At 66.3% G+C, this 16242-nt stretch carries 10 protein-coding genes and 2 pseudogenes; 9 read left to right on the top strand and 3 right to left on the bottom strand.

Going from position 1 to position 16242, the window contains the following annotated elements:
* The 5 genes and pseudogenes from LDO54_RS35255 to ugpQ all read left to right on the top strand — a co-directional run.
* On the top strand, positions 1 to 1369 hold a 1369-nt coding region (locus LDO54_RS35255), incomplete at its 5' end, for a type IV pilus secretin PilQ (protein ID WP_436975757.1).
* A gap of 221 nt (positions 1370 to 1590) precedes the next feature.
* Positions 1591 to 2145: a shikimate kinase gene (locus LDO54_RS35250; protein ID WP_224017153.1), complete on the top strand. Its 555-nt coding sequence runs from the start codon at positions 1591 to 1593 to the stop codon at positions 2143 to 2145.
* Positions 2146 to 2206: 61 nt separating this feature from the next.
* A complete protein-coding gene (gene aroB, locus LDO54_RS35245) occupies positions 2207 to 3289 on the top strand; it encodes a 3-dehydroquinate synthase (protein ID WP_436975756.1) in 1083 nt (360 codons plus the stop codon).
* Positions 3290 to 3570: 281 nt separating this feature from the next.
* Positions 3571 to 4704 (top strand): annotated as a pseudogene (locus LDO54_RS35240) (deoxyguanosinetriphosphate triphosphohydrolase); the annotation flags it as partial.
* A 55-nt stretch (positions 4705 to 4759) separates the two neighbouring features.
* Positions 4760 to 5524, top strand: coding sequence for a glycerophosphodiester phosphodiesterase (ugpQ, locus tag LDO54_RS35235; protein WP_224017138.1), 765 nt, complete (start codon positions 4760 to 4762; stop codon positions 5522 to 5524).
* 145 nt (positions 5525 to 5669) lie between these two features.
* On the opposite strand, the gene LDO54_RS35230 is transcribed toward ugpQ, so the two are convergent.
* Together LDO54_RS35230 and LDO54_RS35225 are read right to left on the bottom strand one after the other, a co-directional pair.
* Positions 5670 to 6047 carry a DUF883 family protein gene (locus LDO54_RS35230; RefSeq protein WP_224017136.1) on the bottom strand — a complete coding sequence of 126 codons (378 nt, stop codon included), beginning with the start codon at positions 6045 to 6047 and terminating at the stop codon, positions 5670 to 5672.
* Positions 6048 to 6457: 410 nt separating this feature from the next.
* Positions 6458 to 7171 (bottom strand): OmpW/AlkL family protein, encoded by a 714-nt coding sequence (locus LDO54_RS35225; RefSeq protein ID WP_224017134.1) that lies wholly within the window; start codon positions 7169 to 7171, stop codon positions 6458 to 6460.
* Positions 7172 to 7356: 185 nt separating this feature from the next.
* Here LDO54_RS35225 and LDO54_RS35220 point away from each other — a divergent pair.
* The 4 genes and pseudogenes from LDO54_RS35220 to thpR all read left to right on the top strand — a co-directional run.
* Positions 7357 to 8046 (top strand): annotated as a pseudogene (locus LDO54_RS35220) (transposase); the annotation flags it as partial.
* Between the two features lie 716 nt (positions 8047 to 8762).
* Positions 8763 to 13463 carry a glutamate synthase-related protein gene (locus LDO54_RS35215; protein ID WP_224017132.1) on the top strand — a complete coding sequence of 1567 codons (4701 nt, stop codon included), beginning with the start codon at positions 8763 to 8765 and terminating at the stop codon, positions 13461 to 13463.
* 102 nt (positions 13464 to 13565) lie between these two features.
* On the top strand, positions 13566 to 15032 hold the full coding sequence (locus LDO54_RS35210; protein WP_224017130.1) for a glutamate synthase subunit beta: 1467 nt from the start codon (positions 13566 to 13568) through the stop codon (positions 15030 to 15032).
* 352 nt (positions 15033 to 15384) lie between these two features.
* Positions 15385 to 15981, top strand: coding sequence for an RNA 2',3'-cyclic phosphodiesterase (thpR, locus tag LDO54_RS35205; protein WP_224017128.1), 597 nt, complete (start codon positions 15385 to 15387; stop codon positions 15979 to 15981).
* 30 nt (positions 15982 to 16011) lie between these two features.
* Here thpR and LDO54_RS39345 read toward each other — a convergent pair.
* Positions 16012 to 16242 (bottom strand): FAD-dependent oxidoreductase (locus LDO54_RS39345; RefSeq protein WP_436975755.1); only part of this gene is annotated, 231 nt, incomplete at its 5' end.

The raw sequence follows: 16242 nt of genomic DNA, 5'->3' as shown, positions 1-16242 counted from the left end.
CCCGCGCGCCGCCACGCCGCCATCCACGATCGATCCCGTGGCGGCGCCCGCAACTGCGCCCGCCGCCGCCGCGCCCGAACCGCTCGAAGGCCCGCCCGTGCCGCTGCCCGCGCCGTCGCGCCTCGCCGACACCGCGCCCAGGGACGACGGTCTGCCGCCCGATCGCCCGATCTCGCTCAATTTTCAGCGCGCCGAACTCACCGCCGTGCTGCACGCGTTCGCCCAGTTCACGCGGCTGAACATCGTCGCGAGCGAGCGCGTGCGCGGCCAGATCACGCTGCGGCTCGACCGCGTGCCGTGGCGCGCCGCCTTCGACCTGCTGCTCGAATCGAACGGCCTTGCGATGGAGCGTCACGGCGGCGTGCTCTGGGTCGCGCCCGCCGCGGATCTGGCCGCGCGCGAGCGGCAGCGCTTCGAGGCGCATGCGCGCGCCGCCGAACTCGAACCGCTCGCGAGCCGCGCGTTCGAACTGCACTACGCGCGCGCCGAGGACCTGCGGCGGCTCCTGAGCGGTTCAGGCACGCAGCGCGCGCTGTCCAAACGCGGCGCGGCGGTCGCGGACGCGCGCACCAATCTGCTGTTCGTCACCGATCTGGCGGGGCGGCTCGATCAGATCGCCGACCTGATCCGGCGGCTCGACGCGCCCGCGCGGCAGGTGCTGATCGAGGCGCGTATCGTCGAAGGTGACGAAGGTTTGTCGCGCGAACTGGGCGTGCGGCTCGGCGTGACCCCGAGCGCGTCCGAGGGCACGGCGCGCGGCCTGCGCGGCAGCGCCGCCGACGGCACGCTCTACGATCTGAGTGCGGGCGCGATCAACGGCTTCGGGGCCGCGCAGCTCGGCCTCACGCTGCTCGCCGCGCGCGCCACCCGGCTGCTCGACATCGAGTTGAGCGCGCTGGAGGCGCAGGGGCGCGGGCGCGTGGTGTCGAGTCCGCGCGTGGTGACCGCCGACCGCACCAAGGCCGTGGTCGAGCAGGGCACCGAGCTGCCGTATCAGGCCAAGGTCGGGCAAGGCGTGTCGGGCGTGCAGTTTCGGCGCGCAAGCCTGAAACTGGAGGTCGAGCCGCAGATCACGCCGGACGGCCGCGTGATTCTCGACCTCGACGTGGCCAAGGACAGCGTGGGCGAGCAGACCGCCGCGGGGCCGGCGATCAACACGAAACACGTGCAGACGCGCGTCGAAATCGAGGACGGCGGAACGGTCTCGATTGGGGGTATCGATGCGACCGACGACCGCGATGATGTGACGCGCGTGCCGCTCCTGGGCAAAATACCGTTTTTGGGCGCGCTTTTTTCGCATCGCGCGCATTGGGACAAACGCAGCGAACTGGTGGTGTTCATCACGCCGCGCGTCGTCGCCGGTGATTAGCGGTTGACTGGTGGCCGATCGGCGACAATTTGCGGTGATTGGCGGCGGGCCCACGCGGATCGCCTCGCGTGCGCAGATCGCGCACGAACCGGCCCCAAATCGGCGGAAATTCGCGTGAAAATGGCGATGAATCTGCTTCGGGGCCGGATCGCACGGGCCGCAGGCTCGACAACGCCGCCGCTTTGCCAGTAAGCTGCGGCACCAACCTTTCGTAGGAAACGCTGCAAGTGCGGGACGCTAACGCCAATGTATTTTTCGTAGGGCTCATGGGCGCCGGGAAGACGACCGTGGGCCGGGCGGTCGCGCGCCGGCTTGAGCGTCCGTTTTTCGATTCCGATCACGAGGTCGAGGCGCGCACCGGCGCGCGCATCCCGGTGATCTTCGAAATGGAAGGTGAAGCGGGCTTTCGCGAGCGCGAAGCGCAGATGATCGACGAGCTGAGCGCGCGCGAGGGCATCGTGCTCGCGACCGGCGGCGGCGCGGTGCTGCGCCCGGAAAACCGCGCGGCGCTCAAGGAGCGCGGCTTCGTCGTCTACCTGCGCGCGCACCCGCACGATCTGTGGCTGCGCACGCGGCGCGACAAGAACCGTCCGCTGCTACAGACCGAAGACCCGAAAGGGCGGCTCGAAGCGCTCTACGAGCAACGCGATCCGCTGTACCGCGAGATTGCCGATTTCGTGATCGAGACCGGTCGGCCTTCGGTCAACGGGCTCGTCAACATGGTGCTGATGCAGCTCGACATGGCCGGCGTGCTGCGCGCCCCGGCGCGCGAGTAAAGAGTCACGCAACCAAGCCGCGTTCCCCCATCAGCGCCTCACCACTGAACTACTGCCTGGCATGATTACCGTCAACGTCGAACTGGGCGACCGCGCCTACCCCATCCACATCGGCTCCGACCTCATCGGCCAGACGGCGCTGTTCGCGCCGCATATCGCCGGGAAGTCGGTGACGATCGTCACCAATACCGTCGTCGATCCGCTCTATGGCGACACGCTGCGCGCCGCGCTCGCGCCGCTCGGCAAGGACGTCAACACGGTCGTGCTGCCCGACGGCGAGGCGCACAAGAACTGGGAAACGCTCAATCAGATTTTCGACGCGCTGCTCACCTCGCGCGCCGACCGCAAGACCACGCTGATCGCGCTGGGCGGCGGCGTGACGGGCGACATGACCGGCTTCGCGGCGGCCTGCTACATGCGCGGCGTGCCGTTCATCCAGGTGCCCACGACGCTGCTGTCGCAGGTCGATTCGTCGGTGGGCGGCAAGACCGGCATCAATCATCCGCTCGGCAAGAACATGATCGGCGCGTTCTATCAGCCGCAGGCCGTGATCGCCGACATCGGCGCGCTGCGCACGCTGCCGCCGCGCGAGCTGGCGGCGGGCGTGGCCGAAGTCATCAAGACGGGCGCAATCGCCGACGCCGAATTCTTCGAGTGGATCGAAGCGAACGTCGAAGCGCTCAACCGCTGCGAGCCCGAGGCGCTCGCGCACGCGGTCAAGCGCTCGTGCGAGATCAAGGCGTCGGTGGTCGCCGCCGACGAGCGCGAAGGCGGTCTGCGCGCGATCCTCAATTTCGGCCACACCTTCGGTCACGCGATTGAAGCGGGCCTCGGTTACGGTGAGTGGCTGCACGGCGAGGCCGTGGGCTGCGGCATGGTGATGGCGGCCGATCTGTCGGTGCGCGTCGGCATGCTCGACGAGGCGTCGCGCGAGCGGCTCGTGCGCGTGGTGGAAGCGGCGCATCTGCCGGTCGTCGCGCCGGCGCTCGGGGCCGAACGCTATGTCGATCTGATGCAGGTCGACAAGAAGGCCGAGGGCGGCGCGATCAAATTCATTCTGCTCAAGCGCTTCGGCGAAACGCACATCGGCCGCGCGCCCGACGAAGCCGTGCAGGCCACGCTCGCCGCGACCGTCGCGCGCTGAGCGTGTCGCCGCGCGCGGCTCGCGCAACTTGCGCAACTCGCGGCGGCGCATTTTGCGGCGCAGGCGAGGGTGCATTGAGCGACGCACCCGGCGCGCATTCTGGACGCATTTAGCGACTGGGTAAGCGACCTGGTAAGCGACGTAGCAAGCGATGCAGTCGGCGACGGAGTCGATGACGCAGTTCACGATTGAGTCGGCGACCCCGCATCGCGATCTTTGCGGAGGAACCGTTGAGCGACACCCGCAGCAATCCTGGCGCGCCGTTCGCCGACGCGCTGAACGCCTCACCCGACGCGGGGCTCGCGCCCTACGCGGCGCACGCCTCGCAGTCGCGCGGCCGACGTCACACCGAAGCGCCTCCCGCCGCGCGCAGCGAATTCCAGCGCGACCGCGACCGCATCGTCCATTCCACGGCGTTCCGCCGGCTCGAATACAAGACTCAGGTCTTCGTGAACCACGAAGGCGATCTGTTCCGCACGCGGCTCACGCATAGCCTCGAAGTCGCGCAGATCGCGCGTTCGGTCGCGCGTCAGCTGCGCGTGAACGAAGATCTCGTCGAGGCCATTTCGCTCGCGCACGACCTCGGCCATACGCCGTTCGGCCATGCGGGTCAGGACGCGCTCAACGAATGCATGGGCGAGCACGGCGGCTTCGAGCACAACCTGCAAAGCCTCGCGGTCGTCGACGAACTCGAGGAGCACTACGGCGCGTTCGACGGCCTCAATCTCTGCTTCGAGACGCGCGAGGGCATTCTCAAACATTGCTCGCGCGAGAACGCGCGGCGTCTGGGCGAACTGGGCGAGCGCTTCCTGCTCGGGCGTCAGCCGTCCATCGAGGCGCAGATCGCGAATATCGCCGACGAAATCGCCTACAACAATCACGACGTCGACGACGGCCTGCGTTCCGGTCTCCTCACCATCGAGCAGCTCGCCGAAGTCGAACTCTGGCAGATGCACTACGACGCTGCGCGCGCCGAATATCCGCAGATTGACGGGCGTCGGCTGATACACGAGACCGTGCGGCGCATCATCAATACGCTGATCGTCGACCTGATCGGGCAGACGAGCCGCAATCTCGCCGAGCACGCGCCGCGCTCACTCGACGAGGTGCGCGCCGCGCCGCCGCTCGTCGCGCACAGCGAGCGCGTCGCGGCGCAGGCGGCCGCGCTCAAGCGCTTTCTCTACCGCAACCTGTATCGCCACTATCGCGTGATGCGCATGGCGAACAAGGCGCGGCGCGTCGTGAAGGGGCTCTTTGAGGCGTTCACCGACGATCCGCGTCTGCTGCCGCCCGCGTACCAGATGCACGACGAGACCACGCAGCCGCGCCAGATCGCGCATTACATCGCGGGCATGACCGATCGCTACGCGCTCAAGGAATACCGCCGTCTGTTCGTGGTCGCCGACGACGTCTGACGAACGCACACAGCACACACGCAGAGCAAACGCAGAGCAAACGCAGAGCAAACGCATGGAACCGATGAAGACCTGGCCTTATCCGCGCGTGGCCGCGCATCGCGGCGGCGGTACGCTAGCGCCGGAGAACACGCTTGCGGCGCTGTGCGTGGGCGCGGGCTTCGGCCACACGATGGCGGAGTTCGACGTCAAGCTTTCCGCCGACGACATCGCCTTCCTGCTGCACGACGACACGCTCGATCGCACCTCGAACGGCAAGGGCGCGGCTGCACAACTGCGCTATCGGCAGATCGCGGCGTTCGACGCGGGCAGCTGGCTCTCCGAGCGTTTCGAGGACGAGCACATGCCGACGCTCGCCGAAGCGGCGCAGTGCTGTGGCGAGGAAGGGCTCGCGGCGAATGTGGAGATCAAGCCGTGTCCGGGACGCGACGCGCAGACGGGCCGCATCGTCGGCGCCGAGGCCGCGCGTCTGTGGGCAAAGGCTATGGCGGCGGGCGCGTTGCCGCCGCTGCTGTCGTCGTTTTCCGTGGCGGCGCTGGCGGCCGCGCGCGAGGCCGCGCCGGATCTGCCGCGCGGCCTGCTGGTCGAGCGCGTGCCCGACGACTGGCGCGAGCAGGCCGCCGCACTCGGCTGCGTCTCGCTGCACGCGAGCCATCGTCACCTCGACGAAGCGCTCGTGGCCCGCATCAAGGACGCGGGCCTGTTCATCCTGGCCTACACGGTGAACGACCTCGAAACTGCGCAGCGCCTCGCGCGTTGGGGCGTCGACACCGTCTGCACGGACCGCATCGATCTGATCGGCCCGCACGCGCTCGACTGAACCCTCATCGCGTTCACGCACGCGCCGCGCCGGCACGAACCGGCGCGCTCACGACGCAGCGCTTGCGCAGTGTCGCGCGGCGTGTGGCGCCGCGCCTCTCAGGTTCGCGCGGCCTGGCGGCCGCGCACGTCCAGCCTGATCCGACTTACCGGCAACGCGCGAGAATCGCGCCGGCGACCAGCGCCACGCCGCCCACGATCGCAATCGCTTGCCACGGGTTCGCGTGCACGTAGTCATCGGCGTTATCCATCGCCTGGCTGGCACGCTCGCGCGTGGCGGCACGCGCGACTTCGAGCCGCTCGCGGGCCGCGTCGAGGCGTTTGCGAACGTCCGCGCGCAAGGCCGCGGCATCGGCCTGCGTGCCGTCGCCCAGCGTGGTTTCCAGTTCGGCGAGCAGGTCGCGCAGCTCGTCTGCGATGTCAGATGCGGCGCTGCGGCCGCGGCGCGCGATGCGGCGCGCGTGGCGGCCGGTGCGCGTCCAGGATTCTCCGAGGGCGTCACGCGTATTCGGAAATGCGCTCATGAATGGCTCCGTCTTGGAAAGCAGGTAAAAGGCTCGCGCCGTGCGCACGAAAAAGGGCATCACGGTCGAGGACTGGAGTTGAAGTATTGCGCAAATCCGGTGCCCGGCGCGCGAGCCTGCGCAGGCGAAACGACGCGCATGCCCGTCCGGCGCGGCTTTGCGGCGCATGGGCGCGACGACTGAAAGATAAATGATTACGGGGACAGCACGCTTTTTCCGAGAGGCATAGAATCAAGAAAAGCCCGTCGAAATGTCAGGAACATCTGGTGCTGATGTAAGGAGACGAGATGCGTGGGAGGCAAGACAACGCTGAGGCGTGCTGCTCTCCGTCGAGCGCCGCATGGGCGGGACGGAGAGCGAATCCGTGTCGCGTTGGATGGGCGCGTGCGGTTTCGTGCGCCGGGCGGCAATCAGAACATGTAACCAACTTTCAGGTACGTGACGAGCGGATTCAGATGGATCTTCGATTCCGCCTTGCGCGTCGTGCCGAGTTGGGTGGTGCTGGTGTAGGTGGCCGTCACGCTGACCGGGATGTACGACAGCGAGAAGCCGGCGAACCAGTGCTTGGTGAAGTTGTAGTTGAAGCCGGCATTAAATACGGGCGCCCAGGAACGATCCGTCGAAACACTGGTCGGACCCCCAAGTACGCCTTGTTCGAATGCGGCGTTGGTGATCTTCGCGTCGGTGAACCACACGTAAGTCGCGCCGAGGCCCACGTACGGACGGAACTTGGCGTCGGGTTTGTTGAAGTAGTACTTGAGGAGCAGTGCCGGGCTCCACTGGCGTGCGGAACCTACCTTGCCGTATGCGGAGAGGCTGCCGCCGCCCGAGATGTCGAACTTCGGCGGAATCCCGAGTTCGGCTTCGGCCGAGAGGCTGTCGGTGATGAAGTAACCGAGCGAGAAGCCCAGCGTATCCGCGGAACTGATGCTGGCGCCCGTGCCCGGGTAAGCCTGGTTGACCGTCGTGCCGCCCACGCTGTCGATCTTGAGCGGATCGCTCGAGTCTTGCGGCATGAGACGGAACCACCCCGTTGTTACGTAGAACGTGTTGGCCGATTGTGCGTACGCCCCCGACATGCCGGCGACCGCGAAAATCGCTGCCAGCGCCTGTTTTAATTTCATATGTGCTCCTCCATTAAAGGCCCGCACATTATGTACACAACGTTTGCAACAAACCATATGCGTTCGTTAGAAGTATCTCCCTAAGCGCCGCGCGCTTTCCGCCCGAGCCGCATGCCCGCGAGAGCGAGCGCCGGCGCGGCCTGGCGGGCATGCGGGTATTCACCAACGTACCAGGAAAATCGAGCATGGCACGGCTTGCACGTCTTTATGTTCCTGACCAGCCGCAGCATGTGATTCTGCGCGGACTGGATCAGCAGCCCGCTTTCGTCGACGACCAGGACTACGAACTGTTCATCGACTGCCTGAAGGCAGCGGCGCGCGATCACCACCTGGCGGTGCATGCGTGGGTCTTGATGCCCGGCGCGGTGCAGCTGCTCGTCACTCCCTCCGACGAATCGAGCCTTCCCAAGGCAATGCAGGCGGTCGGCCGACGTTACGTCGCGCACTTCAACCGGCGTTACGCGCGGCGCGGCACGTTGTGGGAAGGGCGCTACCGCGCGACCGTCATCGAGGGCGAGCGCTTCTTCCTGCTCGCGAGCCGCGTGGTCGAGCTCGCGCCGGTGCGCAATCACCTCGTCGCGACGGCGGAGGACTACCGCTGGTCGAGTTACCGACATCACATCGGGCTCACCGTCGACAGTCTGATCACCGACCATCCGCTGTACTGGGCGCTCGGCAATACGCCGTTCGAGCGGCAGCGCGCGTATCGCGAACTCTGCGAGCAGCCGCTCGACGAGCGCGAAAGCAATCAGCTGATGCAGGCGACGCTCAAGGGCTGGGTGCTCGGCGGCGACACCTATCGCGAATGGGCGGGGCGCACGGCGAACCGGCGCGTCTCGCCGCTGCCGCGCGGCCGGCCGCGCAAGGTGCGCGAAGCGCCGGGCACGACGCCGGCGGGTGCCGCGCCCGCAGGTGCGGCGGCTGGTGCGTCGGCTGGTGTGTCGGGAGCGCTCGGCGCTGCGGGCGCGGCTGCGGCGGGCACGGCGGCGACCACCGCGGCAACATCGGCGCCTTCGGCGGGCGCTCAACCGGGCGGGCAGACTTCGGCGCCAGGTGCGCACGAATCCGCCCCCAATTCAGCTTCGACGAGTCCCGCGCACCCCGGCGGCCACGGCGGCACGCACGCAAGCAGTGGTTCCGGCGCAACGCCAGGTACAAATCCGGGTGGCTCGACCGGCCATTCTGGCTCATCGACGGCGTCGGGCAGCGGCAGCGCCGCCAGTCCGTCGTCGGCGCATGAGGAGCGCAAGCCGGGCACCGGCACGCACTGACCACTACATCGATCCATTACAGATCAACGACTTACCTCCGAAAACGGCGTCCGCGAACGCCGTTTTCTTTTGCCCTTTTATGATATGGCACTAATAAAAATACGGTGCAATGCACCAATCTGATAATTGGGGTCTAAACATGCAGTTTTATTTGCATGCCCTTGATTCGTCGCGTATATTCGCCTTTCGGCTCTCCTTGTCGCACAACGCGGGAAGCCAGCATCGCCCGCGCAACGCCGTACAGCGGTCACGCAAGCGGCGGGAAAAAACAAAGTACGGAATCAACGGCCATCCCCTGGCCTCTCTTGGACGGTGTCCCCATGAACGATCACCAGCAGCGCGACGCGGTGCCCGCCGCGCAAGGTCTCTATGACCCGCAAAACGAACACGACGCCTGTGGCGTCGGCTTCGTCGCCCATATCAAGGGCAAGAAGAGCCACGAAATCATTCAGCAAGGCCTGAAGATTCTCGAAAACCTCGACCACCGGGGCGCCGTCGGCGCCGATCCGCTGATGGGCGATGGCGCGGGCATCCTGATCCAGATCCCGGACGCGTTCTATCGCGAAGAAATGGCCAAGCAAGGCGTGACGTTGCCGCCGGCTGGCGAATACGGCGTCGGCATGATCTTCCTGCCGAAGGAACACGCTTCGCGTCTCGCCTGCGAACAGGAACTCGAGCGCACGGTGCGCGCCGAAGGCCAGGTCGTGCTGGGCTGGCGCGATGTGCCGGTCGACCACACGATGCCGATCTCGCCCACGGTCAAGGCCAGCGAGCCGCTGATCCGCGAGATCTTCATCGGCCGCGGCAAGGATGTGATGGTGACGGACGCGCTCGAGCGCAAGCTGTACATCATCCGCAAGACCGCGAGCCACCGCATCCAGGCGCTCAAGCTCAAGCACGGCAAGGAATACTTCGTGCCGTCGTGCTCGGCGCGCACGGTCGTCTACAAGGGTCTGCTGCTGGCCGGTCAAGTCGGCGTGTACTACCGCGACCTGCAAGACGAGCGCGTCGTCTCGGCGCTGGCGCTCGTGCACCAGCGCTTCTCGACGAACACGTTCCCGGCGTGGGAACTGGCTCACCCGTACCGCATGATCGCCCACAACGGTGAAATCAACACCGTGAAGGGCAACGTGAACTGGCTGAACGCCCGTACCGGCGCGATCGCCTCGCACGTCCTCGGCGACGACCTGCCGAAGCTCTGGCCGCTGATCTACCCGGGCCAGTCGGACACGGCGTCGTTCGACAACTGTCTCGAACTGCTGGTGATGGCGGGTTACCCGCTCGTCCACGCGATGATGATGATGATCCCGGAAGCCTGGGAACAGCACACGCTGATGGACGAGAACCGCAAGGCGTTCTACGAATACCACGCAGCGATGATGGAGCCGTGGGACGGCCCCGCTGCGATCGCCTTCACGGACGGCCGCCAGATCGGCGCGACGCTCGACCGTAACGGTCTGCGTCCGGCGCGCTACATCGTCACGGACGACGACCTGGTCATCATGGCGTCGGAAGCCGGCACGCTGCCGATCCCCGAGTCGAAGATCGTCAAGAAGTGGCGTCTGCAGCCGGGCAAGATGTTCCTGATCGACATGGAACACGGCCGCATCATCGACGACAAGGAACTGAAGGACAACCTCGCCAACGCCAAGCCGTACAAGAGCTGGATCGACGCCGTGCGCATCAAGCTCGACGAGATCGAGCCGAAGGCGGAAGACGTCGCGACCGCGCGCGCTGAAGCCGCTGCGCTGCTCGACCGTCAGCAGGCGTTCGGCTACACGCAGGAAGACCTGAAGTTCCTGATGGCGCCGATGGCGATGTCGGGTGAAGAGGCCGTCGGTTCGATGGGCAACGACTCGCCGCTGGCGGTCATGTCCAACAAGAACAAGACGCTCTACAACTACTTCAAGCAGCTGTTCGCGCAGGTCACCAACCCGCCGATCGACCCGATCCGCGAAAACATGGTGATGTCGCTCGTGTCGTTCATCGGCCCGAAGCCGAACCTGCTCGACACCAACAACATCAACCCGCCGATGCGTCTCGAAGTGTCGCAGCCGGTGCTCGACTTCAAGGACATCGCGAAGATCCGCGCGATCGAGCAGTACACGGGCGGCAAGTTCAGCAGCTACGAGCTGAACATCTGCTATCCGGTGTCGTGGGGCAAGGAAGGCATCGAAGCGCGTCTCGCGTCGCTGTGCGCGGAAGCCGTCGATGCGGTCAAGTCGGGCTACAACATCCTGATCGTGTCGGACCGCCGCGCGGACCGCGACAACGTCGCTATTCCCGCGCTGCTCGCCACCTCGGCGATCCACTCGCACCTCGTGCAGCACGGTCTGCGCACGAGCACGGGTCTCGTCGTGGAAACGGGCTCGGCGCGTGAAACGCACCACTTCGCGCTGCTCGCGGGCTTCGGCGCGGAAGCCGTGCACCCGTACCTCGCGATGGAAACGCTCGCGCAGATGGCGCAGGGCCTGAAGGGCGATCTGTCGTCGGACAAGGCCGTCTACAACTTCACCAAGGCAGTGGGCAAGGGCCTGCTCAAGGTGATGTCGAAGATGGGCATTTCCACGTACATGTCGTACACCGGCGCGCAGATCTTCGAAGCAGTCGGCCTCGCCGACGAGCTGATCGCCAAGTACTTCAAGGGCACGGCCTCGAAGGTCGGCGGCATCGGCCTGTTCGACGTCGCGGACGAAGCGATCCGCATGCACCGCGACGCGTTCGGCGACAACCCGGTTCTCGCGAACATGCTCGACGCGGGCGGTGAGTACGCGTATCGCGTGCGCGGCGAAGACCACATGTGGACGCCGGATGCGATCGCCAAGCTCCAGCACTCGGCGCGCAGCAACTCGTACCAGACGTACAAGGAATACGCGCACCTGATCAACGATCAGACGAAGCGCCACATGACCTTCCGCGGTCTGTTCGAATTCCGCCTCGACCCGGCGCGCGCGATCTCGATCGACGACGTCGAACCGGCGAAGGAAATCGTCAAGCGCTTCGCGACTGGCGCGATGTCGCTCGGCTCGATCTCGACGGAAGCGCACGCCACGCTGGCGGTCGCGATGAACCGTATCGGCGGCAAGTCGAACACGGGTGAAGGCGGCGAAGACGAGAAGCGTTATCGCAACGAACTGCGCGGCATTCCGATCAAGAACGGCGACACGATGCGTTCGATCATCGGCGAGGAAGTCGTCAAGGACATCCCGCTGAAGGACGGCGACTCGCTGCGTTCGAAGATCAAGCAGGTTGCGTCGGGCCGCTTCGGCGTGTCGGCGGAGTACCTGTCGTCGGCTGACCAGATTCAGATCAAGATGGCGCAGGGCGCGAAGCCGGGCGAAGGCGGTCAGCTGCCGGGCCACAAGGTTTCGGAGTACATCGGCAAGCTGCGTTACTCGGTGCCGGGCGTGGGCCTCATCTCGCCGCCGCCGCACCACGACATCTACTCGATCGAAGATCTGGCGCAGCTGATTCACGATCTGAAGAACGTGAACCCGGTTTCGTCGATCTCGGTGAAGCTGGTGTCGGAAGTGGGCGTGGGCACGGTGGCAGCGGGCGTGGCGAAGGCCAAGGCGGACCACGTCGTGATCGCGGGCCATGACGGCGGCACGGGCGCATCGCCGCTCTCGTCGCTCAAGCACGCGGGCACGCCGTGGGAACTGGGTCTCGCGGAAACGCAGCAGACCCTGGTGCTGAACCAGCTGCGTGGCCGTATCCGCGTGCAGGCCGACGGTCAGATGAAGACGGGCCGCGACGTGGTGATCGGCGCGCTGCTCGGCGCGGACGAATTCGGCTTTGCGACGGCGCCGCTCGTCGTGCAGGGCTGCATCATGATGCGCAAGTGCCATCTGAACACCTGCCCGGTCGGCGTCGCGACGCAAGATCCGGTGCTGCGCGCGAAGTTCTCGGGCCAGCCCGAGCACGTCGTCAACTTCTTCTTCTTCATCGCTGAAGAAGTGCGCGAAATCATGGCGCAACTCGGTATCCGCAAGTTCGACGATCTGGTCGGCCGCGCGGATCTGCTCGACACGCGCCGTGGCGTCGAACACTGGAAGGCGAAGGGTCTCGACTTCTCGCGCGTGTTCTATCAGCCGCAAGTGGGCGACGAAGTCGCACGCAAGCACGTCGATACGCAAGACCACGGTCTGGACCGCGCGCTCGATCACACGCTGATCGAGAAGGCGAAGGCCGCGATCGAGAAGGGCGAGCACGTCTCGTTCATCCAGCCGGTGCGCAACGTCAACCGTACGGTCGGCGCGATGCTCTCGGGCGTGGTGGCGAAGCAGTACGGCCACGACGGCCTGCCGGAAGACTCGATCCACATCCAGCTCAAGGGCACGGCGGGTCAGAGCTTCGGCGCGTTCCTCGCACGCGGCATCACGCTGGATCTCGTCGGCGACGGCAACGACTACGTGGGCAAGGGCCTTTCGGGCGGCCGCATCATCATCCGTCCGACCAACGACTTCCGCGGCAAGTCCGAAGAAAACATCATCTGCGGCAACACGGTGATGTACGGCGCACTCGAAGGCGAAGCCTTCCTGCGCGGCGTCGCGGGCGAGCGTTTCGCGGTGCGTAACTCGGGCGCGACGGCGATCGTCGAAGGCACGGGCGACCACGGCTGCGAATACATGACGGGCGGCACGGTGGTCGTGCTCGGCGAAACGGGCCGTAACTTCGCGGCGGGCATGTCGGGCGGTATCGCCTACGTGTTCGACCCGGAAGGCACCTTCGCCGGCAAGTGCAACAAGGCGATGGTCGCGCTCGAACCGGTGCTGCAACAGGCCGAACAGGAACGCACGGTCGACCGCGCACTGTGGCACGCAGGCCAGACCGACGAAGCGCTGCTCAAGGGACTCGTCGAGCGTCACTTCCAGTTCACCGGCTCGCCGCGTGCAAAGGCGCTGCTGGAAAACTGGGACGCGGCACGCCGCCAGTTCGTGAAGGTGTTCCCGACGGAATACAAGCGCGCACTGGGCGAAATCGGCGCGAAGAAGGCAAACCAGGAAGTGCTGGCCGCCTGATTCCGCGAAGACGATTCCAAGACGATGATGCGCCCGCCGCGCACCTGATGCGGCGGCGGGCGCGGTCCCCCTCACTGAATAGATTAGATAGACGAGAACCACATGGGTAAGGCAACCGGTTTTCTCGAGTTCGAGCGCCAGCATGAGGCGTACGAAGCACCGCTCACGCGTGTGAAGCACTACAAGGAATTCGTGGCGGCGCTCTCCGACGCCGACGCGAAGGTCCAGGGCGCTCGCTGCATGGACTGCGGCATCCCGTTCTGCAACAACGGCTGCCCGGTCAACAACATCATTCCCGACTTCAACGACCTCGTGTTCCGCCAGGACTGGAAGAGCGCGATCGAAGTCCTGCACTCGACGAACAACTTCCCCGAGTTCACGGGCCGCATCTGCCCGGCACCCTGCGAATCGGCGTGTACGCTCGGCATCAACAACGACCCGGTCGGCATCAAGTCGATCGAGCACGCGATCATCGACAAGGCCTGGACCGAAGGCTGGGTCGCGCCGCAAGTCGCGAAGCACAAGACGGGCAAGAAGGTTGCCGTCGTCGGTTCGGGCCCCGCGGGTCTGGCTGCGGCGCAGCAACTGGCGCGCGCCGGTCACGATGTGACCGTGTTCGAAAAGAACGACCGCATCGGCGGCCTGCTGCGCTACGGCATCCCCGACTTCAAGCTGGAAAAGTGGCTGATCGACCGCCGCATGCGCCAGATGGAAGCCGAAGGCGTGACGTTCCGCACCAGCGTGTTCATCGGCAAGGGCGAACTGCCGGCGTGGATCGGCAACACGGCGAAGGAAACCATTTCGCCTGACGAGCTGAAGGATCAGTTCGATGCCGTGGTGATCGCGGGCGGTTCGGAAACGCCGCGCGACCTGCCGGTGCCGGGCCGCGAACTCGAAGGCGTCTACTACGCGATGGAGTTCCTGCCGCAGCAGAACAAGGTCAACGCGGGCGACAAGCTGACGGACCAGCTGCTGGCGAAGGGCAAGCACGTCGTCGTGATCGGCGGCGGCGATACGGGCTCGGACTGCGTGGGCACGTCGAACCGTCACGGTGCAAAGAGCGTCACGCAGTTCGAACTGCTGCCGCAGCCGCCGGAAGTCGAGAACAAGCCGCTCGTGTGGCCATACTGGCCGGTCAAGCTGCGCACTTCGTCGTCGCACGAGGAAGGCTGCTCGCGTGACTGGGCGGTCGCGACCAAGCGCCTCGAAGGCAAGAACGGCAAGGTCGAGAAGCTGATCGCCGCGCGCGTCGAGTGGAAGGACGGCAAGATGGTCGAAGTGCCGGGCTCGGAATTCGAAATGAAGGCCGATCTGGTGCTGCTCGCGATGGGCTTCACGCAGCCGGTTTCGCCGGTGCTCGAAGCGTTCGGCGTCGACAAGGATGCGCGCGGCAACGTGCGTGCCTCGACCGAAGGCGAGAAGGCGTACTACACGTCGGTCGACAAGGTGTTCACGGCAGGCGATATGCGCCGTGGCCAGTCGCTGGTGGTGTGGGCGATCCGCGAAGGCCGTCAGTGTGCTCGCTCGGTCGATGCGTTCCTGATGGGTAGCACGGAGTTGCCGCGTTAATAGGCGGATATGGGACCCAAGTAAGCGCTAAAGCGCTAACTTGGGTCGACACGTGAGGGCCGTCAGTGCGCTCGCTCCGTCGACGCGTTCCTGATGGGTAGCACGGAGCTGCCGCGTTAAGCGGCGTCGCGCTGCGCTAAATCCAGCGCGTCCGTCGCCAGGACAGGACGCGCGGGAGACGGCAGGAGACACATGCCAGGAAGCCGGGCACCCTTCGGGGTGACCCGGCTTTTTTTCGTCTGGAGCCCACACGTTCGCGGATGTTTGCGGGTTGTCACGGGCGTACCGCGCCGCACGGGCGCGCTACCATGTGGCGATTGTCGATTGTCCGACCGTTCGAGGACTGCCGATCATGTCCGAAGCCCGGGAAGCCAACGCAGACGCAGGAAGACACGCCAGCAGCAAGGACGCCGATCAATGGCGGCGCTGCTTCATCGCGCTCGCGCCCGATGCGCCGTCGCGCGACGCGCTCGCCGCGCTCGACGTGCCGCCCGACGCGCGGCGCGTGCCCTACGCGCAACTGCACATGACGGTGGCGTTCATCGGCGCGATGTCGTTCGCGCAGGGCGAGGCGCTGTCCGGGCGGCTCGCGCAACGGGCCGCGACGCTGGCCTCGCCGTTTCCGGCCGCGCCGGTCACCCGTATCGAATGCTGGCCCGCCCGCGCGCAGCCGCGTCTGATGGTGGCCGTGCTGCCGATGTCCGAGGCGTTCACGGCGCTCGACTGGGGCGTGCGTTCGTCGATGGGCGAAGTGGGGTTGTCGCTCGACGCGCGCGCGTTTCGTCCACATGTGACGCTCGCGCGCTTCACCCGCGATGCGCGGGCCGCGCCGCCCGCGGCGGACGGCGACGGCTTGCCGCCGCTGCGCTTCACCTCGCTCGTGCTGTATTCGAGCACGCTCGCGAAGCAGGGCGCGAAGTATGAGGCGCTGGCTAGTGTGACGCTTTAAACGAGGCTCCAACGCCTCGCACGTTCCGCTTTATCGCCGATACCGCGCCAACGTCAGCCCATCGAGATCGATCTCCGGCGCGTGCCGCGTGACGAGATCGGCGACCACGCGGCCCGAGCCCATCGACATCGCCCAGCCCGTCGAGCCGTGGCCCACGTTCATCCACAGACCGTCGACGCCCGACGCGCCCAGCAGCGGCGCGCCGTCCGGCACCATCGGCCGCCTGCCGACCCAGAATTGCGCCGACGACGGCGTGGCCGC

Source organism: Paraburkholderia tropica (assembly GCF_914484835.1).
Classification (GTDB): domain Bacteria; phylum Pseudomonadota; class Gammaproteobacteria; order Burkholderiales; family Burkholderiaceae; genus Paraburkholderia; species Paraburkholderia tropica_A.
The sequence above is the reverse complement of the archived record's forward strand: the minus strand, read 5'-3'. Positions and strand labels throughout refer to the sequence as shown.

Bases quoted from the DNA above. Each gene is read 5' to 3' on its own strand.
- LDO54_RS35230 (WP_224017136.1), bottom strand. From the start codon at position 6,047: ATGAGCGCATTTCCGAATACGCGTGACGCCCTCGGAGAATCCTGGACG.
- aroB (WP_436975756.1), top strand. From the start codon at position 2,207: ATGATTACCGTCAACGTCGAACTGGGCGACCGCGCCTACCCCATCCAC.
- thpR (WP_224017128.1), top strand. From the start codon at position 15,385: ATGTCCGAAGCCCGGGAAGCCAACGCAGACGCAGGAAGACACGCCAGC.
- LDO54_RS35215 (WP_224017132.1), top strand. From the start codon at position 8,763: ATGAACGATCACCAGCAGCGCGACGCGGTGCCCGCCGCGCAAGGTCTC.
- LDO54_RS35210 (WP_224017130.1), top strand. From the start codon at position 13,566: ATGGGTAAGGCAACCGGTTTTCTCGAGTTCGAGCGCCAGCATGAGGCG.
- ugpQ (WP_224017138.1), top strand. From the start codon at position 4,760: ATGGAACCGATGAAGACCTGGCCTTATCCGCGCGTGGCCGCGCATCGC.
- LDO54_RS35225 (WP_224017134.1), bottom strand. From the start codon at position 7,171: ATGAAATTAAAACAGGCGCTGGCAGCGATTTTCGCGGTCGCCGGCATG.